This is a genomic window from Sinorhizobium sp. GQ132, assembly GCF_059758575.1.
In genome coordinates this window covers 1-23,833 of the sequence record NZ_JCAXDX010000008.1, presented here as the reverse complement: position 1 = coordinate 23,833, position 23,833 = coordinate 1, and the positions used below count along the sequence as shown (strand labels likewise).

Annotated in this window: 23 protein-coding genes and 1 tRNA gene; 9 read left to right on the top strand and 15 right to left on the bottom strand. The window is 61.6% G+C overall.

Annotated elements, in window-relative coordinates:
• Positions 1-111: 111 nt before the first annotated feature.
• From AC6CIG_RS20110 to bfr, 5 genes are all read left to right on the top strand, one after another.
• The gene (locus tag AC6CIG_RS20110; protein WP_018097348.1) at positions 112-1,092 is read left to right on the top strand and encodes an ImuA family protein; all 981 of its coding nucleotides are present in this window, start codon (positions 112-114) and stop codon (positions 1,090-1,092) included.
• On the top strand, positions 992-2,548 hold the full coding sequence (locus AC6CIG_RS20105; protein WP_164866958.1) for a DUF6504 family protein: 1,557 nt from the start codon (positions 992-994) through the stop codon (positions 2,546-2,548). Before AC6CIG_RS20110 ends, AC6CIG_RS20105 begins: the two co-directional genes overlap by 101 nt.
• Positions 2,545-5,895, top strand: a complete 3,351-nt coding sequence (locus AC6CIG_RS20100; protein WP_127710574.1) for an error-prone DNA polymerase — start codon at positions 2,545-2,547, stop codon at positions 5,893-5,895. Before AC6CIG_RS20105 ends, AC6CIG_RS20100 begins: the two co-directional genes overlap by 4 nt.
• Before the next feature lie 281 nt (positions 5,896-6,176).
• Complete coding sequence (locus AC6CIG_RS20095) at positions 6,177-6,488, top strand: (2Fe-2S)-binding protein (protein WP_018097345.1); 312 nt, start codon at positions 6,177-6,179, stop codon at positions 6,486-6,488.
• Entirely contained in the window at positions 6,454-6,939 is a 486-nt protein-coding gene (gene bfr, locus AC6CIG_RS20090; protein ID WP_003531268.1) for a bacterioferritin, read from the top strand. Before AC6CIG_RS20095 ends, bfr begins: the two co-directional genes overlap by 35 nt.
• A gap of 173 nt (positions 6,940-7,112) precedes the next feature.
• Here bfr and AC6CIG_RS20085 read toward each other — a convergent pair whose 3' ends face one another.
• From AC6CIG_RS20085 to rplU, 14 genes are all read right to left on the bottom strand, one after another.
• Positions 7,113-7,640 (bottom strand): RNA pyrophosphohydrolase, encoded by a 528-nt coding sequence (locus AC6CIG_RS20085; protein ID WP_127710576.1) that lies wholly within the window; start codon positions 7,638-7,640, stop codon positions 7,113-7,115.
• A 60-nt stretch (positions 7,641-7,700) separates the two neighbouring features.
• Positions 7,701-8,900, bottom strand: a complete 1,200-nt coding sequence (locus AC6CIG_RS20080) for a divergent polysaccharide deacetylase family protein (protein WP_127710578.1) — start codon at positions 8,898-8,900, stop codon at positions 7,701-7,703.
• Positions 8,901-9,080: 180 nt separating this feature from the next.
• Complete coding sequence (locus AC6CIG_RS20075; RefSeq protein ID WP_100672756.1) at positions 9,081-10,403, bottom strand: S41 family peptidase; 1,323 nt, start codon at positions 10,401-10,403, stop codon at positions 9,081-9,083.
• Positions 10,393-11,817: a murein hydrolase activator EnvC family protein gene (locus tag AC6CIG_RS20070; RefSeq protein WP_018097340.1), complete on the bottom strand. Its 1,425-nt coding sequence runs from the start codon at positions 11,815-11,817 to the stop codon at positions 10,393-10,395. Before AC6CIG_RS20070 ends, AC6CIG_RS20075 begins: the two co-directional genes overlap by 11 nt.
• A gap of 141 nt (positions 11,818-11,958) precedes the next feature.
• Positions 11,959-12,441 carry a 23S rRNA (pseudouridine(1915)-N(3))-methyltransferase RlmH gene (rlmH, locus tag AC6CIG_RS20065; RefSeq protein WP_127710580.1) on the bottom strand — a complete coding sequence of 161 codons (483 nt, stop codon included), beginning with the start codon at positions 12,439-12,441 and terminating at the stop codon, positions 11,959-11,961.
• A 152-nt stretch (positions 12,442-12,593) separates the two neighbouring features.
• The gene (gene rsfS, locus AC6CIG_RS20060; RefSeq protein ID WP_026168839.1) at positions 12,594-13,085 is read right to left on the bottom strand and encodes a ribosome silencing factor; all 492 of its coding nucleotides are present in this window, start codon (positions 13,083-13,085) and stop codon (positions 12,594-12,596) included.
• A 44-nt stretch (positions 13,086-13,129) separates the two neighbouring features.
• Positions 13,130-13,696: a nicotinate-nucleotide adenylyltransferase gene (locus AC6CIG_RS20055; protein WP_234841233.1), complete on the bottom strand. Its 567-nt coding sequence runs from the start codon at positions 13,694-13,696 to the stop codon at positions 13,130-13,132.
• Positions 13,697-13,752: 56 nt separating this feature from the next.
• On the bottom strand, positions 13,753-15,036 hold the full coding sequence (locus tag AC6CIG_RS20050) for a glutamate-5-semialdehyde dehydrogenase (RefSeq protein ID WP_127710582.1): 1,284 nt from the start codon (positions 15,034-15,036) through the stop codon (positions 13,753-13,755).
• Positions 15,029-16,210, bottom strand: a complete 1,182-nt coding sequence (gene proB / locus AC6CIG_RS20045) for a glutamate 5-kinase (protein ID WP_127710584.1) — start codon at positions 16,208-16,210, stop codon at positions 15,029-15,031. The genes AC6CIG_RS20050 and proB overlap by 8 nt, the downstream gene beginning before the upstream one ends.
• A 2-nt stretch (positions 16,211-16,212) precedes the next feature.
• A complete protein-coding gene (obgE, locus tag AC6CIG_RS20040) occupies positions 16,213-17,223 on the bottom strand; it encodes a GTPase ObgE (RefSeq protein WP_026168838.1) in 1,011 nt (336 codons plus the stop codon).
• A 177-nt stretch (positions 17,224-17,400) separates the two neighbouring features.
• Positions 17,401-17,988 carry a GNAT family N-acetyltransferase gene (locus tag AC6CIG_RS20035; RefSeq protein WP_127710588.1) on the bottom strand — a complete coding sequence of 196 codons (588 nt, stop codon included), beginning with the start codon at positions 17,986-17,988 and terminating at the stop codon, positions 17,401-17,403.
• Positions 17,985-18,617, bottom strand: coding sequence for a GNAT family N-acetyltransferase (locus AC6CIG_RS20030; protein ID WP_018097332.1), 633 nt, complete (start codon positions 18,615-18,617; stop codon positions 17,985-17,987). Before AC6CIG_RS20030 ends, AC6CIG_RS20035 begins: the two co-directional genes overlap by 4 nt.
• 130 nt (positions 18,618-18,747) lie before the next feature.
• Positions 18,748-19,017, bottom strand: coding sequence for a 50S ribosomal protein L27 (gene rpmA / locus AC6CIG_RS20025; protein ID WP_018097331.1), 270 nt, complete (start codon positions 19,015-19,017; stop codon positions 18,748-18,750).
• Positions 19,018-19,050: 33 nt separating this feature from the next.
• Positions 19,051-19,422 (bottom strand): 50S ribosomal protein L21, encoded by a 372-nt coding sequence (rplU, locus tag AC6CIG_RS20020; RefSeq protein ID WP_003531204.1) that lies wholly within the window; start codon positions 19,420-19,422, stop codon positions 19,051-19,053.
• A 300-nt stretch (positions 19,423-19,722) separates the two neighbouring features.
• Here rplU and AC6CIG_RS20015 point away from each other — a divergent pair.
• From AC6CIG_RS20015 to AC6CIG_RS20000, 4 genes are all read left to right on the top strand, one after another.
• Positions 19,723-19,812, top strand: a tRNA-Ser gene (locus AC6CIG_RS20015).
• A 192-nt stretch (positions 19,813-20,004) separates the two neighbouring features.
• Positions 20,005-21,549: an RNA-directed DNA polymerase gene (locus tag AC6CIG_RS20010; protein ID WP_437412419.1), complete on the top strand. Its 1,545-nt coding sequence runs from the start codon at positions 20,005-20,007 to the stop codon at positions 21,547-21,549.
• A gap of 188 nt (positions 21,550-21,737) precedes the next feature.
• Positions 21,738-22,232, top strand: coding sequence for an ImmA/IrrE family metallo-endopeptidase (locus AC6CIG_RS20005; RefSeq protein WP_437412420.1), 495 nt, complete (start codon positions 21,738-21,740; stop codon positions 22,230-22,232).
• A gap of 47 nt (positions 22,233-22,279) precedes the next feature.
• Positions 22,280-23,386: a hypothetical protein gene (locus AC6CIG_RS20000; RefSeq protein ID WP_498323658.1), complete on the top strand. Its 1,107-nt coding sequence runs from the start codon at positions 22,280-22,282 to the stop codon at positions 23,384-23,386.
• A gap of 102 nt (positions 23,387-23,488) precedes the next feature.
• Here AC6CIG_RS20000 and AC6CIG_RS19995 read toward each other — a convergent pair whose 3' ends face one another.
• On the bottom strand, positions 23,489-23,728 hold the full coding sequence (locus AC6CIG_RS19995) for an HNH endonuclease (protein WP_498323710.1): 240 nt from the start codon (positions 23,726-23,728) through the stop codon (positions 23,489-23,491).
• Positions 23,729-23,833: the final 105 nt, after the last annotated feature.

Below are 23,833 nucleotides of genomic sequence, written 5' to 3'. Positions count from 1 at the left end.
TTTGCCTTTGTTTTTCGAGTGATGAATTCTAACCCGGAAAGAAGGAGGAATATATTCTCAATATTGGTTGTTGACTCTTGAGGGCAGCTCTGGAATCCATAAGAACATAACATGAACATGCAGATGGAGCTGACCGTCATGGCCGGAAACGCCGTGCAACGGCAAACCGTTCTTTCCCTTCGCGAGACCATTGCGCGGATTGAAGATCGCGGGGTGCCGGGATGCGTCCGGCCGGCCAAGTCGGCCGATCCCGCCGGCTTTCGCCGCGACAAGGAGGAGGCGCCCCGCCGCAAGGTCCTGCCGCTGGGCATCCCGCAATTCGATGAGGCCCTCCAGGGCGGGTTGCCGCTCGAGGGCATGATGGAAATCCGCAATGCCGAGACCCGGGATGCGGGCGCGGCCGCCGGCTTCGTGGCGGCGCTTGCGGTGCTCTATCAGCGGCAGAAGAAGGAGAATGGCCGTCTGGCCCCGGTCCTTTGGATCAGCCAGACGCTTGCTGCCTGTGAGGCGGGTCAGCCTTATGCGCCGGGCCTCAAGGCCTATGGACTCGACGCCGAGCGCTTCCTCTTCGTTTCGGCACGCACGGTGAAGGATGCGCTGTGGATCGCCGAGACGGCGCTTTCGGTACCGGTCTTCGCCGTGGTCGTTCTGGAAATCCGCGGCAACCCTGCCTGTCTCGCCCTGAGCGAGAGCCGGCGTCTGCATGTGAGGGCCCGGGCGGGCGGCGTGCCTCTTCTCGTCTTGCGTCAGGCGGGCGAGGAGGAGGCGAGCAGCGCCTTCTTCCGGATCCAGGTCAAGCCGGCACCGGCCGGCGAACGTCCTCTTCCCGATGGTTCGGTGCTTTGCGGCAGCATCGGCCATTCCGCCTTTCACCTCCTTGTCGAAAAAAGCAGGCGCCAAGCCTCTGACGACATCTTTCTCGAATGGAACGCCCATGACCGCCGCTTCTACTCACTCGATGAGCGCCGGAGCGCCGCTCTTCAGACAAACGATGAGCCAACGGATCCTGTCGATCCACTTTCCGCATCTGCCGGCCGATCGCGTCGCGCGCAGCCGATGGGGCGCCTCCTGGCTTTCGCGCGGGCGTCCTGACCATCCGCCCGTCGTCTTCGCCGCCAAGATCGACAATGCCATGCGGCTCGTTGCGCTCGATACTTTTGCAGAGCGTATCGGCCTGAAGCGCGGCCAGGGGGCGGCGGAAGCCCGCGCCATGTGTCCCTCGCTCGACGTGATTGCCGCCGATCCGGCCGCCGACCAGGCCTTTCTGGAGGCGCTTGCCGACTGGTGCGACCGCTATACGCCGCTCGTGGCACTCGACGGCACGGATGGCCTGTTTCTCGACATCACCGGCTGCGCCCATCTTCAAGGCGGCGAGAAGGCGCTCGTCAGCGATGTCCTGTCGCGTCTTTTCTCTCTCGGCGTCGAGGCGCGGGTGACCGTCTCCTCCGCAGCCGGGCTTTCCTGGGCTGTCGCCCGTTACGGCGATGCCGACGTCATTGCGCCCGAGGACGGGGACCCGGTGCTTGCACCCTTGCCGGTCGCCGCGCTGCGACTGCCGGCGGACACCGCGGCCGCACTCGAACGGGTCGGGCTGAAACAGATCGGCGATCTTCTCGAAGCGCCGCGGGCGCCGCTCGCCCGCCGCTTCGGCTCCTCCCTTCTCCTCAGACTCGATCAGGCGAGAGGCTTCGAGGACGAGCCGCTTTCGCCCCGGCTGCCCGTGCCGAGCTTCTCCGCCGAGCGCCGGCTCGCCGAGCCGGTGCAGGACGAGGAATACATTCTCGAACTGACCCGTCACCTCGCCAGGGATGTCCGCTCCTCGCTTGAGCGGCATGGCGAAGGCGGGCGGCTCTTCGAGCTCCTCCTGTTCCGCGTCGACGGCCGGGTATTCCGCGTCCGAGCCCATGCGGCCGTGCCCTTGAACGATGCCGCCCGCATAGCCGCCCTCTTTCGCGAGCGGCTGCAGGCGGTTCATGACGATCTCGATGCCGGATATGGTTTCGAAATCGTCCGGCTTTCGGTCCTCGGAAGCGAAAGGCTCGATCCGGCGCAGCAGGATTTTTCCGGCGCCCCCGACGAAAGCCAGCCGCTCGCGGCCTTCGTCGACAAGGTCTCCGCCCGTTTCGGGCCCGGGTGTCTGATGCAGGCGACCCTTGCCGAAAGCCATCTGCCGGAACGGGCGGGCGGATTTGCCGCCGTGACGGACGTGGCGGCGGTCCTGAGGCCGCCTGCCCCTGAAGAGAAGGCTTTCCCCGAGAACCGTCCGCTTCGGATTTTCGCGCATCCCGAACCGGTGGAGGCGACGGCGGAAGTGCCCGAGGGCGCTCCGCGAAGCTTCAACTGGCGCAAGACCCGCTACCGCGTCGCCCGTGCCGAGGGGCCGGAGCGCATCGCCGCCGAATGGTGGATCGACGGGGAGAATCATCCGACGCGCGATTATTTCCGGATAGAGGATCAGGAGGGCCGCCGCTTCTGGCTGTTTCGCGAAGGCCTTTACGGAAGGGAGACCGCCTCACCCCGCTGGTTCATGCACGGAGTTTTCGCATGAGCGCGGATACTGTCTTCTGCGAGCTCGGTGCGCGCACGAATTTCTCCTTCCTCGAAGGGGCGGCGCCGGCCGAAGAGATGGTCGTCTTCGCCAAGAAGGCAGGGCTTGCCGGTCTCGGCATTGCCGACCGCAACAGCGTCGCCGGCGTCGTCAGGGCCCATGCCAAGGCGAAGGTGGAGGGCTACCCCTTCCAGCCGGGCGCCCGCCTGGTTTTTGCCGACGGCACGCCGGACATTCTCGCCTATCCGAAAAACAGGCGGGGCTGGGGGCATCTCTGCCGCCTGCTCAGCGCCGGGAACCTGCGCTCGAAGAAGGGCGACTGCACGCTCCATCTCGCCGACTTGCTCGAATGGCAGGAGGAGCTTCTTCTGATCGTCATGCAAAGCGAAGGACGGCCGGAGGCGGAGAGCCTGGAGGTGCTGCTCGGGACATTGCAGGAGCATGCGGGCAACCGGCTCTATCTCGGCCTGGCGCCGCATTATGACGGTTTCGACCGGCATGATTTTGCCGTCCTGGCAGCCATTGCCCGAAAGACCGGCATCGGGTTGCTCGCCACCAATGACGCGCTCTATCACGATCCGCATTACAGGCCGCTCGCGGATGTCGTCACCGCCATCCGGGAGCATGTGCCGATCGCCGGCGCCGGCTTCCTTCTGCAGAAGAATGCCGAAAGGCACCTGAAGGGCCCAAGGGAAATGGCCAGGCTTTTCAGCGACTACCCCGAGGCGCTTGCCAATACGCGGAAATTTTTCAGCGAGCTCACCTTCAGCCTCGACGAGCTCAGCCATCAATATCCGGATGAAAACGCCGATGGCGAGACGCCGGCCGAAAGCTTGCGGCGGCTCGTCGCGGAAGGTGCGGCCGAGCGCTATCGCGAAGGCGTGCCGGAAAAGGTGATGCGTCAGATAGACTATGAGCTCGAACTCATCCACGACAAGAAATACGAGCCTTATTTCCTGACCGTGCACAAGCTCGTGAAATTTGCCCGCAGCGTGAATATTCTCTGCCAGGGGCGGGGATCGGCGGCCAATTCCTCGGTCTGCTTCTGCCTCGGCATCACCGATGTCGATCCGCAGAAATTCACTCTGCTGTTCGACCGTTTCCTGTCGAAGGATCGCGACGAGCCGCCCGATATCGATGTCGATTTCGAGCACGAGCGGCGCGAAGAGGTGATCCAGTATATCTACAGGACTTACGGCAAGGAGCATGCGGGCCTGACCGCCGCGGTGATCAGCTATCGCTCGCGCTCCGCCGGGCGCGAGGTCGCCAAGGCCTTCGGCCTTTCGGAAGACGTTCAATCGGCTCTCGTCAGTTCGATCTGGGGCTGGGGCACCTCGCCTTTCACCGAGGAGCAGGCGAAAGGGGCGGGGCTCGACGCGGCGGACCCTCTCACCAGACGCGTGCTTGCCTATGCGAGTCTGCTCATGAATTTTCCGCGCCACCTCTCGCAGCATGTGGGCGGCTTCGTGATTACCCGCGACAGGCTCGACGAGGTCGTGCCGATCATGAACACGGCCATGCCCGACCGCTACATGATCGAATGGGACAAGGATGACCTCGACGAGCTGAAGATACTGAAGGTCGACGTGCTGGCGCTCGGCATGCTGACCTGCCTTGCCAAGGGCTTCAAGCTGCTCGAGGCGCATTACGGCAAGCCGATAACGCTGGCCGAAATCTACCAGGATCATCGCGAAGCGGTTTACGACATGATCTGCCGCGCCGATACGGTCGGCGTCTTCCAGATCGAAAGCCGGGCGCAGATGAGCATGCTGCCGCGCCTGCAGCCGCGCGAAATGTACGATCTGGTGATCGAGGTAGCGATCGTTCGCCCCGGTCCCATCCAGGGCAATATGGTGCATCCCTATCTGAAACGGCGCGAAGCCCAGCGCAGCGGCGAGGCGGTCGTGTATCCCAGCCCGGAATTGAAGGCGGTCCTTGAAAGGACGCTGGGCGTGCCGCTGTTCCAGGAGCAGGCGATGCAGATCGCCATCACCGCCGCCGGTTTTTCGCCCAGCGAGGCCGACCGCCTGCGCCGCGCCATGGCCACCTTCAAGCGGACCGGAACGATCCACACCTTCGAGCGGAAGATGGTGGAGGGCATGGTCGCGAATGGCTACGAGAGGGAGTTCGCCGAGCGCTGCTTCAACCAGATCAAGGGATTCGGCGAATATGGCTTCCCCGAAAGCCATGCTGCCTCCTTCGCCTCTCTCGTCTATGCCTCGGCCTGGCTCAAGACCTATTATCCGGACATCTTCTGCGCCGCGCTCCTGAACGCGCAGCCGATGGGTTTCTATGCACCGGCGCAACTGGTGCGCGACGCCCGCGAGCACGGGGTCAGAATGCTGCCGGTCGACATCAACCATTCGGATTGGGACGCCCTGCTCGAAGGCGAGGGTTCCTTCGACAAGAATGCTGTCCACCCGCGCCACGCCAGCATGCGGGAGGTGATCAAAACCCGGAAGGCCGTTCGGTTGGGCTTCCGGTTGGTCAAGGGCCTGAAGCAGACGGATATGGAAGCGCTGGTCGCGCGCCGGGGGGAGGGATACCGCTCCGTTCATGACCTGTGGCTTCGGTCCGGGCTTTCCCGCGCCGTTCTGGAGCGCCTTGCGGATGCCGATGCCTTCCGGTCGGTAGGTCTCGACCGGCGAGCGGCCCTTTGGGCGGTAAAGGCGCTCGACGAGCAGTCGGCGGTGGAGCGGTTGCCGCTTTTCGAAGGGGCGGGTTCCGACGATCTGCAGATCGAGCCCAAGGTCGCTCTTCCCGAAATGCCGGCAGGCGAACAGGTCATTCATGACTATCGCACCCTGACGCTCTCCCTGAAGGCGCACCCCGTGTCCTTCATGCGGGAGGATTTTTCGCGAATGGGTATCCTGCGCAACCGGGATCTGGCCGCAACCGCGACGGGGAGATGGGTGACGGTGGCGGGCCTTGTACTGGTCAGGCAGCGGCCGGGCTCTGCCAATGGCGTCATCTTCATGACGATCGAGGACGAAACAGGCACCGCCAATATCATCGTCTGGGAAAAGACGTTCCAGAAATACCGGCGGCAGGTCATGGGATCGCGGCTTGTGAAAGTCCGCGGCCGCTTGCAGAACCAGAGCGGCGTCATTCACGTGGTCGCCGATCATCTGGAGGATATAACGCCCATGCTTGGCCTGCTGCGCCGGGAGGCGCGGCGTTTCGGCGTCAACGACCGCGCGGACGAGGTCTTGCGGCCGAGCGCGGACGCCCGCGAAAAGAAAAAACTCCGGCAATTGCGCCTGGGCCTGACCGCTCGCGCAGCACCGGAGGGTGAGGCGGCCGCCCAGGTAGCGGAGGTCATGCCGAAGGGGCGCAATTTTCATTGAGCCCCGTCATTACTCGCATCGAAGTCGTCGCCTTGCGATTGAGGCCTACAAGGCGACCTGTGTAAAAATGTCGCAGGCTCCGTTGCCCGAATTACAAGTCATGGAGGAAAAATCCTCTCCTTAGAATCGCCTAATGTAATGATAATGCGACGATTTCCGTCAAGTTTAGAATCGCTCTAATGCATCCTTCAACCATATGGAGAAGAGTTTTTAGTTGACGGCAAATGTCCTCTTTTGCTTTATCGCAAAATCAGAGCGTTGCGTATGATGGACACGACGAAATGCTGGTTTGCAGTTGCAACTTCATCACCGAGAAAGAGATCGAGGACACGATCGTCGGCCTCCTCGACGAGGACTGTTGGCAGTTGATCGTGCCGGCGAAAGTCTATCATGCGATGGAAAAACGCGGCCGTTGCTGCGGCTGTTTTCCCAACGTCGTCGACATCATCATCCGCACCACCGAGCAATATCACGCCCGCCGCGACTCGACGGACGCCGATATATTTGATTTCATGAACCGCCTCAGACAATTCCATGAAGAAAACCGGAGGGCGGATCTTGAAAGGCGACGCAAAGGTCATCGAGCAGCTTAACGAAGCGCTCTATCTCGAACTCGGTGCCGTAAACCAGTACTGGCTGCATTACCGCCTTCTCGAAGATTGGGGATACACGCTGCTCGCCAAGAAGGAGCGCGCCGAATCGATCGAGGAAATGCACCACGCCGACAAGCTCGTCTCCCGCATCATCTTTCTCGAAGGCCATCCGAATCTGCAGACGGTCGCGCCGCTGCGCATCGGCCAGAACGTCAAGGAAGTGCTGGAAGCCGACCTTGCCGGCGAGTACGACGCGCGCACGGCCTACAAGAACTCCCGCGACATCTGTCACGCGGCCGGCGATTACGTCTCGATGAAGCTCTTCGAGGAACTGCTCGCCGACGAGGAGGGTCACATAGACTTCCTCGAAACGCAGCTCGATCTGCTCCGCAAGATCGGTGAGGAAAAATACGGCCAGCTCAACGCCGCTTCCGCCGACGAAGCCGAGTAAATCCAGCCCCCTCAAGCCCCTCATCCGGCCTGCCGGCCACCTTCTCCCCGCAAGCGGGGCGAAGGGGACAGGCGGCAAACGCCAGGCGTCTTCCGCCGTCGAATCCCTTCTCCCCGCAAGCGGGGAGAAGGTGGCGGCAGCCGGATGAGGGGCTTATTCCGGTAGCCTTTCGCTCATCGCACCAGATGCGAAAATGCCGCGACGACCTCTTCATAGGCCTTGCGCTTGAAGGGCACGATCAAACTCGGAAGTTCGTGCATGGGCTTCCATTCCCAGGCGTCGAATTCCGGCTCGTGGCCGCCGGGCGGAGGGTTGATGGCGATCTCGCTCTCGTCGCCCTCGAAGCGGAAGGCGTACCAGCGTTGCCGCTGGCCGCGGTACTTGCCCTTGAGACCGATCCCGATCAGATGCGACGGGAGGTCGTAATTGATCCAATCCGGCGCCTCCGCCAGGAGCGAGACCGAGCGGATGCCGGTCTCCTCGTAGAGTTCGCGATAGGCGGCCGCGAGCGGGTCCTCGCCCTCGTCGATGCCCCCTTGCGGCATCTGCCAGAGCTGCGGCGAACCGTCATATTCGGAATTGCCGACGGCGAGCCGGTGCCCGGCCCAGACAAGTCCCTGCCGGTTGAGAACCATGACGCCGACACATGGCCGATAGGGCAGATCCTCAGCCGTCATGACGCGCCCCTTATCCTTCCCCATATCGTCCTTCCTTTGCATGTTGCCGCGAGCCGTATGACTCGATGGTCCACTGCGCTTAAATCAGTTTTGTTTCGGATCTTTGACGAGTGCGGCCACGCCGACCACCTCGATGCCCCGCCCGCCGGCTTCCTCGATCCATTCGGCAATGGCCGCCACGCTTTCGTCGAAGGCGGAAGCGACCCCGATCGCGGTGCCGTTCCTCCGCGCGATGCGCTCCAGCTCGTCGAGTCTGCGCAGGATGGCATTGCGGCTGAGCTCGCCATCGAGCACGAGATCGGCGAAACCGTGCGGCACGTCGAAGGCGCCGGCGAGCGTGCCCGAGAGCGATTGCGCCGACGTCCCGTCGTCCAGGAACAGGAGGCCCCGCTTGCCGAGATCGCGCATGACGGGCTCGAGCGCATCCGAATCGGAGAGAAACCGGCCTCCGAGATAGTTCATCACGCCGGTGTAATTGGTGATCTGTCCCATGCTTCGATGCAGTTCCGCAAGGTTCTTCCCGGCATCGGAGGAAACGCGCAGCGCGTGTGGGCCGGGATCGTTGTTCGGATAATCGAACGGTTCCATCGGCACCTGCAGCAGGATCTCGTGGCCGTTACGCCGCGCCTCCTGCATCCAGCGCTGCAGGCTGTTTCCGGCCGCGGCGAAGGCAAGCGTCACTTCCGCCGGCAGTGCGCGGAGGGCGCGCTGCGTCCCCGTCTGGCTGAGGCCGAGGCCGCCGACGACGATGGCGATCCGCGTTCCGCGGGCGCCGGACCAGGGGCGCGCATATTGCTCCATCGGCCTCAGCCCGTCCGGGCCGATGACCGGCAGGCGGCCTTCGGGGCGGTCTTCCAGCAGGCTTTCATTTGGAAGGGCTGCCATGCGAGGGTCCTGCCCTCGCGTGGGCTCGACACCGATCAGCGCGGGGCCGCCGGTTTCGCGCGAACGGGGCGTGTATTTCCTGACCGTCGCGCCATCATCGGTTAGAACGGCCTCGACATGTGCGCCGGAGAGAGCGCCGCTCCGGTGGAGCGCCTCCGGCCTGGCTTTTCGGCCCTCCGAGGGTGGCGCAGGTTCGGTGGCGAGGGTCGCGGTCGCTGCGGGCATTGCAGGCGAACGGGTCTGGTGGCCGGGAGAAAGGGCGCTCCATGCGGAAAGTCCGATGACCGCAAGGGCTCCGAGGCTGAGGCCGCAGTAACGCAGGACGCGACGGAGATCGCGCTTGCGTGCCGGTCTCTCCTTGCGGTTCTGGCCCAGAGGGGCATTGAGGTCAGTTGCCAAACGGGGCCTCGGTCGAGCTTCGATCCTGGCGCGAATCGCCGCTGGCCATGACGATGGACTTGAAGGAGGCCAGAATCATCGCACATGCGACTGCATGCCGATGGATAATATAAAGGCGCCGGGTTGAACAGCCCGGCGCCTCCTTGATTCCTCTCACCTGGAACTCTGCAGGTGAGGGGCTTATTCCTTCAGCTGCGCCTGTTCCGGGTTGGCCGGGAAGGCCGGATCCGTCTTCTTGCCGCGCAACAGGTCGAACGCATAGTTCAGCTGAATGTCGTCCTTGGTTTCCGGCGGCACGTAAGCGACCGAGCCGGAGCCCTCTTCGGTCTCTTCCTGGCCCGGAATGTGACCGCGCAGATCGGATTCGCCCTGCGCTTCCACCTTGCCCAGAAGCTCGGGCGGCAGCGGCTGCTCCACCTTGATGTCGGGCGTGATGCCGGTGCCCTGGATCGACTTGCCGGACGGCGTGTAATAGAGCGCCGTCGTCAGACGCAGCGCTCCGGCGTCGCCGAGCGGGATGATCGTCTGTACCGAGCCCTTGCCGAAGGAGCGCGTGCCGAGAACGGTGGCGCGCTTCAGGTCCTGGAGAGCACCGGCCACGATTTCAGACGCGGATGCCGAGCCGCCGTTGACGAGCACGACGACAGGCTTGCCGCCGGCCAGGTCGCCCGGGGTCGCATTGAAGCGGCGGGTTTCATCCGGATTGCGGCCGCGGGTCGAAACGACCTCGCCACGCTCCAGGAACGCGTCCGAGACATTGATCGCCTGGTCGAGCAGGCCGCCGGGATTGAGGCGCAAGTCGAGGACATAGCCCTTGAGCTTGTCGGCGGGAACTTCCGCCTGGATCTTCTCGATGCCCTTCTTCAGGTCCTCGAAGGTCTTCTCCGTAAACGAGATGACCCTGAGATAGCCGACATCCCCTTCGACACGGACCTTCACCGCGCGGACCGCGATCACGTCGCGTACGATCGTCAGTTCGATCGGCTTTTCGGCTCCCTTGCGCAGGATCGTCAGCTTGATCGGCGTGCCGACGGCGCCGCGCATCTTGTCGACCGCTTCCTCCAGCTTGAGGCCGCGGACGTCCTGACCGTCGATCTTCGAGATGAAATCGCCTGCGAGCACACCGGCGCGCGCGGCGGGCGTGTCGTCGATCGGACTCGTCACCTTGACGAGATCTTCTTCCATGGTGACCTCGATGCCGAGGCCGCCGAACTCGCCGCGCGTCTGGGTACGCATATCTTCGGCGTCGGTCGAGTTCATGTAGCTCGAATGCGGGTCTAGAGACGAGAGCATGCCGTTGATGGCGTTCTCGATCAACTTGTCATCCTGCGGCGGCGTCACGTATTGCGCGCGCACGCGCTCGAACACGTCGCCGAAGATCGCCAGTTCGCGGTATGTCGACGAATTTGCGGCCACGGCCGGCATGGTTGCCGAGTAGACGACGCCCATCGCCGTCGCGCCCATCAGCGCCCCGACCAGGACAAGTGAAGCTCTACGTATCATTTCGCGCCCTTCCAACCTCTGCTGCGGTCCACCACGGTCGGGAATCAACCGGCTTCCCGTCTTTTCTGAATTCAATGTAAAGCGTTGGCCTGTCGGTTTCCAGCGCCAAGGCCGCCGCACTCGCCACTCTTTTTGCACCCATCGCCGCCACCGGCTCCCCGGCCACGACGAATTGCCCCGGCCGGACACTGACGTTTTCCATGCCGGCGAGCACGATATGATACCCGTCACCGGCATTGAGAATGATCATCTGCCCGTAGCTGCGGAAACTCCCGGCATAGACGATCCACCCGTCCGCCGGCGTAGTCACCAGCGCGCCTGCATTGGTCTCGAGCATGATCCCCTGCAGCGAATGCCCCGTTCCGTCCGCGTCGCCAAAACGGCGCACAAGCGAACCCGCAACGGGATAAGTCAGCCGCTCCCGCAGCTCGGAAAAGACATATGCCGGCGCAATGCGGTTTTTGTCAGGCACGGCACTCCTGGCGAGCTCCCGCGCAGCCTCGCGCTCGGCCTCGCTCATGCGGCGGCGTTCCTCCTCCTCGGCGCGGGCGGCGGCGGCGGCTTCGCGCACGGAGGAGATCTCGTTTTCGAGCGATGAGATCAGGCCCTCGAGGTTCTCCGCCTGCAGGGCGAGTTCCTCGGCCTTGCGCTGTTCGACCGCCAGATCGGCCGCATTGCGTTGCCTCAGCTTCTCCTTTTCGGCAACGAGCATCGACATGCGCCGCTCTTCCTCGAGCCGGGCGGTCATTGCCGCGGTCAGCTCCTCGCGTTCGCTGGCGATGCCGCTGCGGATATCGGCGAGCGCCTGCAGGTCGGCGACGAGGCTGTCGGTCTGCTCGCGTATCTCAGGAACGACGGCGCCGAGCAGAATGGCGCTGCGTACGGAGCCGAGCGCATCCTCCGGAGTCACGAGGATTGCCGGCGGCGGATTGCGGCCCATGCGCTGGAGAGCGGCGAGCACCTCGGCCAAAAGGCCGCGACGGGCCCGCAGCGAACGCCGCACCACATCCTCCTTGACGCGCAGATCGCCGAGCTTCCTTTCGCCGTCGGCGATCCGGCGTTCGAGCTCCTGCCGCTTGGCTGCCGAATCCACGAGGGCTTCGCGGAGGGTCTCGTTGCTCTTGTCGATCTCGGCGATCGTCTTTTCGAGTGCCTCGGAGCGATCCCGCGAAAGCGTGATCGTCTTCGACAGTGCCTCGAGCTCGCTCGCGGTACTGTCGCGCCTGACCGCCAGGTCGGCAGCCGGATCCGGCGGCGCCGGCTTGGCGGCACCCGCATCGGCCGGCGCGGCGGCGGGCGCGTCCTGAGCCGCAGTCGGGCCGATCACCGACAGGAAAAGCGCCATGACCGCAGTGCCGCAGCCGAACCGCCGGGCGCCCCGCTTCAAACAGGCTCTATTCGTTGGAGGTCTCATCCCGTCTCATAAGTCCAAAAGTTAGGAGACCCTAATCTGATTTGGCTGGGCAAACCAATACATATTCGCGTTATCGTATCGGGAGGCGGACCTGGCCGGATCTACGGAAAGAAAGCGCGGCAGCGGGGTGCGGCAGCCGGATCAGGCCCGATGATAAGGATGCCCCGAAAGGATCGTTACGGAGCGATAAAGCTGCTCGGCGATGAGGATGCGCACGAGCTGGTGCGGCCAGGTCATCCTGCCGAGGTTGAGCACGGCGTCGGCGCGGGCGTGGAGCGAGGGATCAAGTCCGTCGGCACCGCCGATCGCTATCATCAGATCGCGCTTGCCGCTATCCCTGAAGGTAGCGAGCAGGTGTGCGAAAGCTTCCGAGTCGAGCGCCTTGCCGCGCTCGTCGAGCAGCACGAGCAGGCTGCCGTCGGCGAGCGCTTTTTCAAGCTGTCCGGCTTCCTCGCGCTTGCGCGTCTCCGCGTTGCCGGCGCGGCTTTCGACTGTCTCCACGACACGGGCCAATTCGAGGCCGACGGCTGGACCCGCCTTGGCGAACCGGTCGAGATAGCGGCCCGCAAGGTCCTTTTCCGGCCCCGCCTTGAGGCGGCCGACTGCGAAAAGTCCGATACGCATGACCCGATCCGTCCCCGCCGGCGCCGATCGGTTGTTATCGACCGGCAAAATTCTTGCCGCCATCCGCCTTGTCGGCGATGGCAATCGCATGTCACGTTCGGCACCGGCCGCCGCTCCGTCCTGAGTCGATGGTCAGGATCGGGCGACGTGTCTCAGTGCAGGGTACCGTCTTCGATCTCGGGAGCCGCCCACATCTTTTCGATGTTGTAGAACGCCCGGATTTCCGGCCGGAAGATGTGAACGATCACATCGCCGGTGTCGATCAGTACCCAGTCGCCACCCTCGAGACCTTCGACGCGAGCCCTGCCGAGGCCGTCGTCCTTCAGGTCCGTGATCAAGTGGTCGGCAATGGCCATCACATGCCTGTTCGATCGCCCGGAGACGACGACCATGAAGTCTCCCAGCGCCGATTTTCCGGCAATGTCGATGGTAACGATATTTTCTGCCTTCGAGTCCTCTAGGCTTTCGAGGACCAGTTGAAGCGCACGGACAGCGGCTTCGTCGCTCGATTCCGTGCTGCGCGGGAATGCGGATGCCGCATATCCCTTGGCGTGTGCTGTTGTCAGGGTTTTTCCTTTCCAAATGAACAGAACAGGCACGTTCGATTCGAAATAATTGTTCGAACCGTACTTAAATGTAGGCATCAAACCCATACGGTTTCAAGACACGAGATCCGAATTACGGGAAATCACCCGAATTTGGCCGAACGAAGCGCCGTCGAACTCAAGCCCGAACGCGGGCCGTGAATGAAGGTCCAGGCGGGCGCGCGGCGGAAAGCGAGGGTTCCCGCATCCTCCTCGTCGACCCGGGCCTTGCTGAAAGCCCTCGCCATCGGCGAGGAGAGATAGGCAAGAGTCGATCCCGGCCGGTCGATAACGGCGATAGGGAAAGTGGCGACGATCTTGCGCCAGTCCTGCCAGCGGTGAAAGTTCTTGAGATTGTCCGCGCCCATGACCCAGACGAAACGGACGTCGCGGTTGCGCGCGCGGATCGCCTCCAGTGTGCGGGCCGTGTAGCTCTGGCCGAGTGCCTGCTCGAAAGCGGTCACCTTGATGCGCGGATTACGGGCGATCTTCTCGCTCATCGCGATGCGCTCGCCAAGAGGTGCGAGATGGTTGCGGTCCTTGAGCGGATTGCCGGGCGTCACCATCCACCAGAGCTGATCGAGCCCGAGCCGGCGCAAAGCGGTCTCGGCGACGAGCGCATGCCCGTCATGCGGCGGATTGAAGGATCCGCCGAACAGGCCGACGGCCATGCCGGACTCGACATGCGGCATGCTCAGATAGCGCGCATTCACTTCGCTCGGTGTCGTCAGGGCCGCACCTGTCCGGTGCCGCGCACGCGATACTTGAACGAGGTGAGCTGCTCGACGCCGACAGGCCCGCGGGCGTGCATCTTGCCGGTGGCGATGCCGATCTCGCCGCCCATGCCGAACTCGCCGCCGTCGGCGAATTGCGTCGAGGCATTGTGCAGGAGGATCGCCGAATCGATCTCGGAGAAGAACCGCTCGACCACGGCGGGATCCTCGGCGATCACGGCTTCCGTATGGGCCGACGACCAGGTGTTGATGTGCTCGATCGCACCGGAAATGCCGTCGACCAGCCTTACCGAAATGATCGCATCGAGATATTCTGTGGCCCAATCCTCGTCGGTCGCAGCTTTCAGGCCGGGCATGAGCCTTGCGAGGTCGTCGCAGACGCGCACCTCGCAGCCGGCATCGACGAGCGCCTCAAGGAGCGGCTCTGCGAATTTCTCGGCTGCGTTGCGGTCTATCAGCAGCGTCTCGGCGGCGCCGCAGATGCCGGTACGGCGCATCTTCGCATTGACGACGATCTTCTTCGCCATATCGTGATCGGCCGAAGCATCGACATAGATGTGGCAGAGACCCTCGAGATGGGCGAAGACCGGCACCCGCGCCTCTTTCTGAACACGGGCGACCAGGCTCTTTCCGCCGCGCGGCACGATCACGTCGATCGCGCCGTTCAGGCCGGTGAGCATGGCGCCGACGGCAGCGCGATCGGCGACCGGCACCATCTGGATCGCATCTTCCGGCAGGCCGGCGGCCTTCAATCCCTCGGTCAGGCAGGCATGGATCGCCCGCGACGAGTGAAAGCTGTCTGATCCGCCGCGCAGGATCACCGCATTGCCGGCCTTGAGGCAGAGCGCGCCGGCATCCGCCGTCACGTTCGGGCGGCTTTCATAGATCACGCCGATCACGCCCAGCGGCGTCCGCACCCGTTCGATGTGGAGCCCGTTCGGACGGTCCCATTCGGAGATCACCTCGCCGACGGGGTCCCTGAGTTCGGCGATCGCGCGGATGCCGTCCGCCATGTCGCGGATGCGGCTTTCCGTCAGCGTCAGCCGGTCGATGAAGGCGGCGGCGACGCCGCTTTCGCGCGCGTTTTCGAGGTCGAGCGCATTGGCGCCGAGGATCTCGGCGGTCCGTGCGACGATGACGCCTGCCATGGCGACGAGTGCCGCATGCTTGCGCTCGGCGCTTGCCGTCGCGAGCGGTCGGGCGGCCGCTTTGGCGCGGCGTCCGATCTCCAGCATCATCGCGTTGACGTCCTTGTCCTGTTCGACCGTCTCAAGCATGGAGCTTGCCCTTTCCCTCGTCGCTTTCCTCTGCAGGGCGCGCGCCCGATGGAGCCGTCATGACCAGATCGTCGCGGTGAACCATGGCGGTGCGGCCGGCATAGCCGAGGATAACAGCGATTTCGGCCGACTTCTTGCCGGCGATCTGGCGCGCCTCGTCGGCATCGTAGCCGGCAAGACCGCGGGCGATCTCGCGGCCGGAATCGCCGATGATCGCAATCGTATCACCACGGCTGAAGCTTCCCGTCACCTGCCGGACACCGGCCGGCAGCAGGCTCTTGCCGGAACGCAGCGCCGCTTCCGCTCCGGCATCGATCGAGAGCGAACCGGCCGGCAGGAGCTGTCCGGCGATCCAGGTCTTGCGGGCGGTCACCGGAGAGCCTGACGGCGCGAACCAGGACGAGCGCGCGCCCGCCTCGATCGCGGCCAGCGGATGATCCGGCTTGCCGGAGGCGATGATCATCGCGCAGCCGGCGGTGGTGGCGATCTTGCCGGCGTCGATCTTGGTACGCATGCCGCCGCGCGAAAGCTCGGAGGCAGCGCCGCCCGCCATTGCCTCGATCTCGGGCGTGATTTCGGCGACCGTTTCGAGGAAACGGGCGTTCGGATCGAGATGCGGCGGCGCGGTATAGAGCCCGTCGATATCCGAGAGCAGGACCAGAAGGTCGGCGCCGACCATGGTCGCGACCCTGGCTGCGAGCCGGTCGTTGTCGCCATAGCGGATTTCGGTGGTCGCGACCGTGTCGTTCTCGTTGATGATCGGCACCGAGCCGAGCTTCATAAGCTGGCCGATCGTCGCGCGGGCATTGAGGTAGCGCCGTCGTTCCTCGGTGTCGCCGAGGGTCAGGAGGATTTGGCCGGCGACGATCGCATGGGTCGAGAGGCTCTCCGACCAGGCACGCGCCAGCACGATCTGGCCGACGGCGGCGGCCGCCTGGCTTTCTTCGAGCTTCAGCGCACCCGCTGGCAGATCGAGCACCGTTCGTCCAAGCGCGATCGCTCCCGAGGAGACGACGAGGATCTCCACGCCCTTGGCCCTGAGGGCCGCAATATCGGCGCAGAGCGCGTCGAGCCAGCTCTTCTTGAGCCCCGTCTTGCGGTCGACGAGGAGTGCCGAGCCGATCTTGATGACGACCCGGCGGTATTTCTCGAGCGCTTTGCGGGCCTTGTTCATGCCTAAGCTTCCTCTTCGCCCGCCTTGGCCGCGGCGATGACGCTGCGCAATGCTCTCAGCGCCTCCGTCATACCCTTGTTGGTCACGGCGGAGATGAGAAGCGGCGGCGTGCCGCAGGCTTTGCCGAGCGCCTTGGCCTTCGCCTTCAATTCCTCCTCGTCCAGCACGTCGATCTGCGACAGGGCCACGATCTGGGGCTTCTCCTCGAGCCCACCGCCATAGGCTTCGAGCTCGTGCTTCACGGTCCTGTAGGCCTTGGCGACATCCTCTTCCTGCGCGGAGACGAGATGCAGCAGCACCCGGGTGCGCTCGACATGGCCGAGGAAGCGGTCGCCGATGCCGACGCCCTCATGCGCCCCTTCGATCAGCCCCGGAATGTCGGCGATTATGAACTCCTTCTCGTCGATGGTGGCAACGCCGAGATTGGGATGCAGCGTCGTGAAGGGATAGTTGGCGATCTTCGGGCGAGCCCGGGTGCAGGCGGCGAGAAAGGTCGACTTGCCCGCATTCGGCAGGCCGACGAGGCCGGCATCGGCTATCAGCTTCAGCCGCAGCCAGATCGTCTTTTCCTCGCCCTCCAGGCCCGGATTGGCCCAGCTCGGCGCCTGATTGGTGGAGGATTTGAAATGTGCGTTGCCGAAGCCGCCATTGCCGCCGGCGGCGAGCCGGTAGCGCTGCCCTTCCGCCACCATGTCGACGATCAGCGTCTCGTTGTCTTCCTCGAAGATCTGCGTGCCGACCGGCACCTTCAGCGTCACGTCGCCGCCCTTGGCCCCGGTACGGTTGCGTCCCATGCCGTGCGTGCCGGTCTTGGCCTTGAAATGCTGCTGATAGCGGAAGTCGATGAGCGTGTTGAGGCCATTGACGGCTTCGACCCAGACATCGCCGCCGCGGCCGCCGTCGCCGCCGTCAGGGCCGCCGAACTCGATGAACTTCTCGCGGCGGAAGGAAACGGCGCCCGCGCCGCCATCCCCTGACCGGATATAGACTTTCGTTTCGTCGAGGAATTTCATCGGTTCGCCATTTCTGAGTGATCGCTTCGAGTCGAGGACGGCATGCGGGGCAGCCCGCGCACGTTCCCGATCCCGCTCTGCTTTTGCGCCATCGATATAGGCGCTTCCGGCAGAGGTCAAAGATTATCGACATGAAGAACCCCGCCAGGAGCTGTACCGGCGGGGTTTCCTATCCGTTCAGTCCGGCCGGCGCAGGTCCTCGGCCGCAAGCCGGGTTTCGATATGCGCGACCATCGCATTGCGGGCGAGCGCATAGATCTGGCTGCAGCCGGTGATCCGGAAGCCCAGCTTTTCCTGCACCTTGAGCGAGGCCGGGTTGTCGGCGAAGACCCCCGAATGCAGCACCGTTTCCGGCATTCGGCGGAAGAAGCGCTCGACCGCCGCATGGGCCGCCTCGCTCGCCAGCCCCTTGCCCCAGTAGAACCGGTTCAGCCAGTAGCCGACATGCCATTGGCCGTGCCGGAGCTCGATGCCGATGCAGCCGATATGAACGTCGTCGCCCGGGGTGGTGATGGCGAGCGTCCAGTCCGGCAGCACATCGGCCGTCTGGCGGTTGAGCCAGTCGAGCGCATCCTGGTGGTGGTAAGGCGCCGGAACGCGCGAAAGCATCCGCGCGACCTGGAAATCCCCGAGCGAGTCGGCGATCGCCGCAGCATCGGAAAGCCGGTGCGGCCGCAGCCGCAGCCGTTCCGTTTCGATGACCGGCGCCGGGCCGGGGCCGGGGCGGGCGACCGCCCGGGCGCGCTCTGTGACCAGGGCGTTCATCGGACACCTCCCCAGCTTCTCAACGAGACCCAGGTCTTGCGGTCGAGCCTGTACCATTCGACCGGGACCATGCCGCCGAGCGCCAGGCTGCCGACCATGCCGGAACCCTGGAACTGGAAGCCGCACTTCTGGATGACCCGGCGCGACGCGATGTTCATGACCCGGCAACGCGCGTCGATCTGGTCGATGTCGCGGGTGCGGAAGGCCATGTCGGTCAGGGTCTGTGCCGCCTCGGTCGCATAGCCCTGGTTCCAGTAGGGCTCGCCCAGCCAATAGCCGAGCTCGACGGTTTTTTCGTCGGCGTGCGGCTCGACACCGCAGCAGCCGAGAAATGCGCCATTGTCCGCTTTCGTGATCGCATAGACGCACTTGCCAATCGTGCCGGCTTTTGCGCGTCGCACGAAATCGGCCGCATCCGCCGTCGTATAGGGGTGCGGCATGCGCGAGACCATGTTGGCGATGTTGGCATTGTTGGCAAGATGGGCAAGGGCGTCGATATCGTCTTCATGGGGCGCGCGCAAAACGAGCCTGGGCGATAACAATATCGGGCAATCGGTCCTTGACCGCTGAGGCCTCAGCCTTTGTTCGGGAGACCGGGATTGGTCTTCCCTGACGAGCTCGGTTTGCATGGTTCTTCCTCCAGACATGCGAAAAGGGGAGTTGGGTATCGCCCCATCTCCCCTTTGAAGTCTGGCTTTGGAACCTTGCGGTGCGTCAGCCGGGTCGATGAGACGCCGGCTGTTTTAGAGCGCTACCGGCTTATTCCGCTGCTTCGGCTTTCGGCATTACAGACACGTAGACTCGGCCGTTGGCCTTCTTGCGGAAGTCCACGTTGCCCGTCGTAAGCGCAAAAATCGTATGGTCCTTGCCGAGGCCTACATTGACGCCGGCATGCCACTTCGTGCCGCGCTGGCGCACGATGATGTTGCCTGGAATGACGGCTTCGCCGCCGAACTTCTTCACGCCAAGGCGCTTGGACTCGGAATCGCGACCGTTACGCGACGAACCGCCAGCTTTCTTGTGTGCCATTGGTGTTCTCCTTTAAACCTTCGATCCCGGAACTCAGTTTGCAGCTTCAGCGGCGGCTTCGGTCTTCTTCGAAGCCTTCTTCGCCTTGCCGCCGGCGGCAGCGATGTCCAGGATGCGGACGATCGTCTGATGCTGGCGATGGCCGCGCGAGCGCTTGGAGTTCTGGCGGCGGCGCTTCTTGAAGGCGATGACCTTCTTGGCGCGGCCCTGATCCACGACTTCGGCGCTGACGACGGCACCTTCGACAAACGGAGCACCGATGGTGGCATCGGCGCCGACGCCGACCATCAGGATCTCGGTGAATTCGATCTTGTCGCCAGCAACGCCTTCCAGCTTTTCGATGGTAATGACGTCATTGGCCGCCACGCGGTACTGCTTACCGCCGGTCTTGATGACTGCGAACATATTTTGTCCTTTCATGTTCGGTCCGGCTCTTTGCCCGAAGACAAGGCCGTCTTTTTGTCAGTCGCTACATGGAGCGAAGCGCCTCGGAAATCCTCGACCTTCGCCAGTGAACGGGCACAACACTTACCCGGCGCGGCACGGGCTAAGCCCACACCAACTCATGGCGCGGATTACGGGAACGGCCCTTGCTTGTCAAGGCGAAAGCCACCATATCGCAGATATTCTTATCGCAAGCCCTTGCCAGCGGCAGAAACTGCCGCTATGAACCGGCCGCGCTGAACAAGCGCCAACCGGCCCCGCGGAGAGGTGGCAGAGTGGTTGAATGCACCGCACTCGAAATGCGGCATGGGTGCAAGCCCATCGGGGGTTCGAATCCCCCCCTCTCCGCCATAAAAGCATGCTTAATCAATTACTTGATCAATCTAGCTGGCTGGTCGAGCCATCTGAGAGACGTTGAGCGATAAATGTTCCGTCGAACCGGGCACGATCGCGCCACAATAGCTGCGCCTTTATCGATGAACCGTTGCACCTAAAGCTGTGCCGTGACAAATGTGAAGCGTTCCGCATAAATTGGGTGCATGCATGCCTCATCTAAATCGCCAGGCAATCCTTTGGAGTCTCGAGCATATTACGCGTCACGGCGATACCGACATTTTTCCCTACCCACTTGAGTTTGAGTTTTTTCAAGATCGCAAGCAGCAAATTGCTGACGCGCTTGCTGCAGAAAATACTGCAACGTTCAGGCCGTTGAGCTCGTTGGATTCTCTGGTTCCCAAAAGCCGACACGGCTTCAGAGTGGCGCACCAGCTGTATCCCTCTGACGCAGTAATGCTGCTGGCAGCTACTTCATCGATAGGCCATCAAATCGAGGTTGCCAGAGGGCCGGCGATTTCACGCGCCGGCTTTTCCTATAGGTTCCGTCCCGGCGAAGACTTTGTCATGTTCGCCGAGGGGTGCCGCTACAGCCAATGGCTGGTGCACCAGTTCGGGCAGGTTCAATTTGCGGATGACGATGAATATACCCATGTCGTAGAAGCCGACATTTCTGATTTTTATCAACGCATATATCACCACCGCCTTGAGAACTGCCTCCAAGAAGCGGTAGGTGAGGTAACTGAAACGCGCATGATAATGTCATTCATGCGGGACATTCGTGCGCGACAGTCTTTTGGGATCCCTGTCGGTGGCAATGCCGCCCGGCTACTTGCGGAGCTTGCCCTGCTCGACATCGACAGAGCATTGGCCGCAGAGGGATACGAATTTACTCGCTACGTTGATGACTTCAGAATCTTCATCCGTGCCGGACAGGACCCTTATAATGCCCTAGCGTTTCTTGCGGACGGCCTCTGGGCTGGGGAGGGCCTGTCGCTGGCATCATCGAAAACGCGTGTGATTCCTTTCGAGCACTACAGACAGAATTTGGAGCTCTTCAGCGGCGAGGATACTGCTCAAGCCGAAGCATCGGCGGCCGAGCGTCTTCTCTATGCAATTTATGAATCTGAAGATAGCACGGAACCGTTGGCGCAACTTGCCAATATCGACCTGGTTGCCGAAATCTCAGAGGAAATTGACCGCGAATTTTGGGATCTAGGTAAGATTAGAATCCTGCTACGTTGCATGAAATTAACTAAAGATCCGAACGCGGTGCAATTTGTTCGCGAAAACTACGGTCTCTTGATCCCTTTCGCCAAAGAGGTAGTGCTCCTAATGGAGGAGCTAACAGCCGAAGGAGAAATATCTTTTCAGGATATTGAAACTGGAATTGTGGAGCTCATCTTAAGTCCTGCTGTGCGACACCTCCACGTAACTCGGGCTTGGCTACTGGAGTTGTTTGTTCGCGGCGTGATCAACATTAGTGCATTCCAAGCGCGCAGGCTTGATGTGCTCAACCATACGCTAGACCAGCGCGCGCTCTTTCGCATCAGGGCAGGCTTAGGTGAGGTCCACTATTTTCGTCAGCGGAAAGCGCGCATACATGAGCTGACGCCATGGCTGCAGCCAGCGTTCCTGTATTCAGCAGCTTGCTTACCAGCTGAGGAATATCGAACTTGGCTGGGGAACATCCGTCAAAACCTCAGCTTTCCGTTGTCGTCATTATTTGTAGACTGGGCTAGGGCTCGCCGGTAATCCATTCTGCACACGCGTAACGTCCTTAATTTTACGTTCGAATTCGCTCGTCAAGTTCCCCGCACTCTACAGCTCTTAAAGAACATGTGGCGAACGCTATTGGCTGGCTCCGCAAATCACTATAGATTCGCTGACATATCGGATTGGGAGAACTCGCTTTGACGTATAGCGCACCGACTGAGTCGGGCTTGAGCAAAGCTTCTGTCGATGCCTTGGCTGCTAGTGTTGCCAAGAATGTGGGATACGACGCTGGCAGTGATCTGTATCCTATTATTACGAAGCTTGGCGGGAGCCTTGTTGTTACGAATTTGTGGGAGGTCTCCGACGCGACGTCTGGCTCCATTCGCATCGAGCAGGACGGGTCGTTTGAGATCGCGCTAGCGGCCCATACTGGCTCTGATCGAGATCGCTTTACGATCGCGCACGAACTGGGACACTATGTCTTGCATTACCTTTTGCCAAATCAGAATGGGAAGCATACTGGTCCCATAGAGGCAAAGCGCTACGGATCTGGTAGAGTTGAGTGGGAGGCCAACTGGTTTGCTGCGGGTTTTCTCATGCCGGCCGAGGAATTCAAGAAGGCGTGGCACGACTATGGCGGCTCGATAAGCGCTTTGGCTGAGGTGTTCGGCGTGTCTACAGAGGCCGCCCGTGTTCGTTGCGAGACGCTCAATCTGAAGTGATGGCCCTGGCGAGTTCTAGCAAATATAGAGGACCTTTAGTTCCCACCTTGAGGTTGTTCCTCAGCGTAGATCTTGTCGGATCAACGGCCTTCAAACAGACTAATCAAAATGCTTTCAAAGTCGAAGAAAAAAGTTCTCCGGAAAATATCGGTGAGCCCTGGTTCTCTCCAATCGCACAGTTTTATAAAGAAGTTGAACGCCTCTTCGCGAGAGAGTGGCAAGCCTATGTAGATGATTTCTCGGCAAATAACGGGTGGCCCGCTGGTGAGGCGCCGCAGTTGTGGAAAAGCGCGGGGGACGAGCTTCTATACATTAAGGTTTTGAAAGATCACCGCGAAGCTCTTGCTACTATTATTTGCTGGAAGAAGGCGATTGATGAATATCGTCATATTCTTCACGCTCAATACCCAAGCTTGGATCTCAAGTGCACGGCGTGGCTTGCAGGCTTTCCGGTAACCAACACCGAAGTTGTATTTAGAAGGAGTGTGGAGACTGGTAGTATAATTGACGATGATGATCCAATATACGTCAATATGAGTCTTCTTCATGAGCATCACCTAAATCCTAACGATCCTAATTTAACTAAAGACTTTATTGGCCCCTCAATAGACACCGGTTTCCGGTTGTGCAGCTTGTCCTCCGCGCGAAAATTTATAATTTCTGTTGATCTGGCGCTAATGCTCGTGCATGCGCTTCGAGCAAAGCCTGTTGGATCTGATTCGTTTAACTTGAAGATACATTATGACGGTAGAGCCCCACTCAAAGGCGTTCTTCGAGGAAAAGAATATCCTGTGTTTTGGATTGATATGGCATCAGAATCAAGTTTAGAGAAGCTTGAAGATCGCTTACTAAGTGTAAGTCACAAGAATACTGATGATATCAAGGACTTTTGCGAGGAGTTTTTTCAAACACATTCCAATAGTATTATTATCCCATATATCGTTGGGAATCAGGATCCATACTTCGCAAATGTCCCGACGCATCATGACGCTAAATTGAACAGATTAAGAGAGTATTGGGAAGGCGAGTCTGTCAGGCGTCGAGATGAGAAGGATTCAGCGATTTCGAAAGGAGAAGGTAAGGAGATCGCAAGTGGCGATATTGAGCGACTAATGACAAAACTTATTAAAACGATTTCTGATATCACAAAGTAGTGGTGCGACAGGTGGCAGTCCTCGAATCGCGCCGAGATAGACCCTACCCCGTCCCGGGGCGGGCGCAGGTCAAATGATAGCCCTCTATCTCGCAACTCGGTGCTATAAGGCGCGACCCCAGCGAGGCTCTAAGCCATGATGTTCCCGCCTATGGCAGTTGGGACACAAGGCAACTGAATTTGCCACGGTGTCATCACCACCTTCCGCTAGCGGCACTTTGTGATGAACTTCAAGGTAGTCCGTTCCGTCCCTTTTGCGCTGAAAAGGGGCCCGTTCCCCACAGCCTTGGCATCGGCCGCCGGCCTGAAAAAGAACTTCGGCTACGACGTCAGCGTTCCGTATGAACGTCTCGTAAACGACCGGCCTCTTAACGGGTTTGACTGGAGCTTTTTCGAGACGCTTACGCCGTTGCGTCGCGTCGCTGGCTGCGGCTTTGGCTATCTTCTG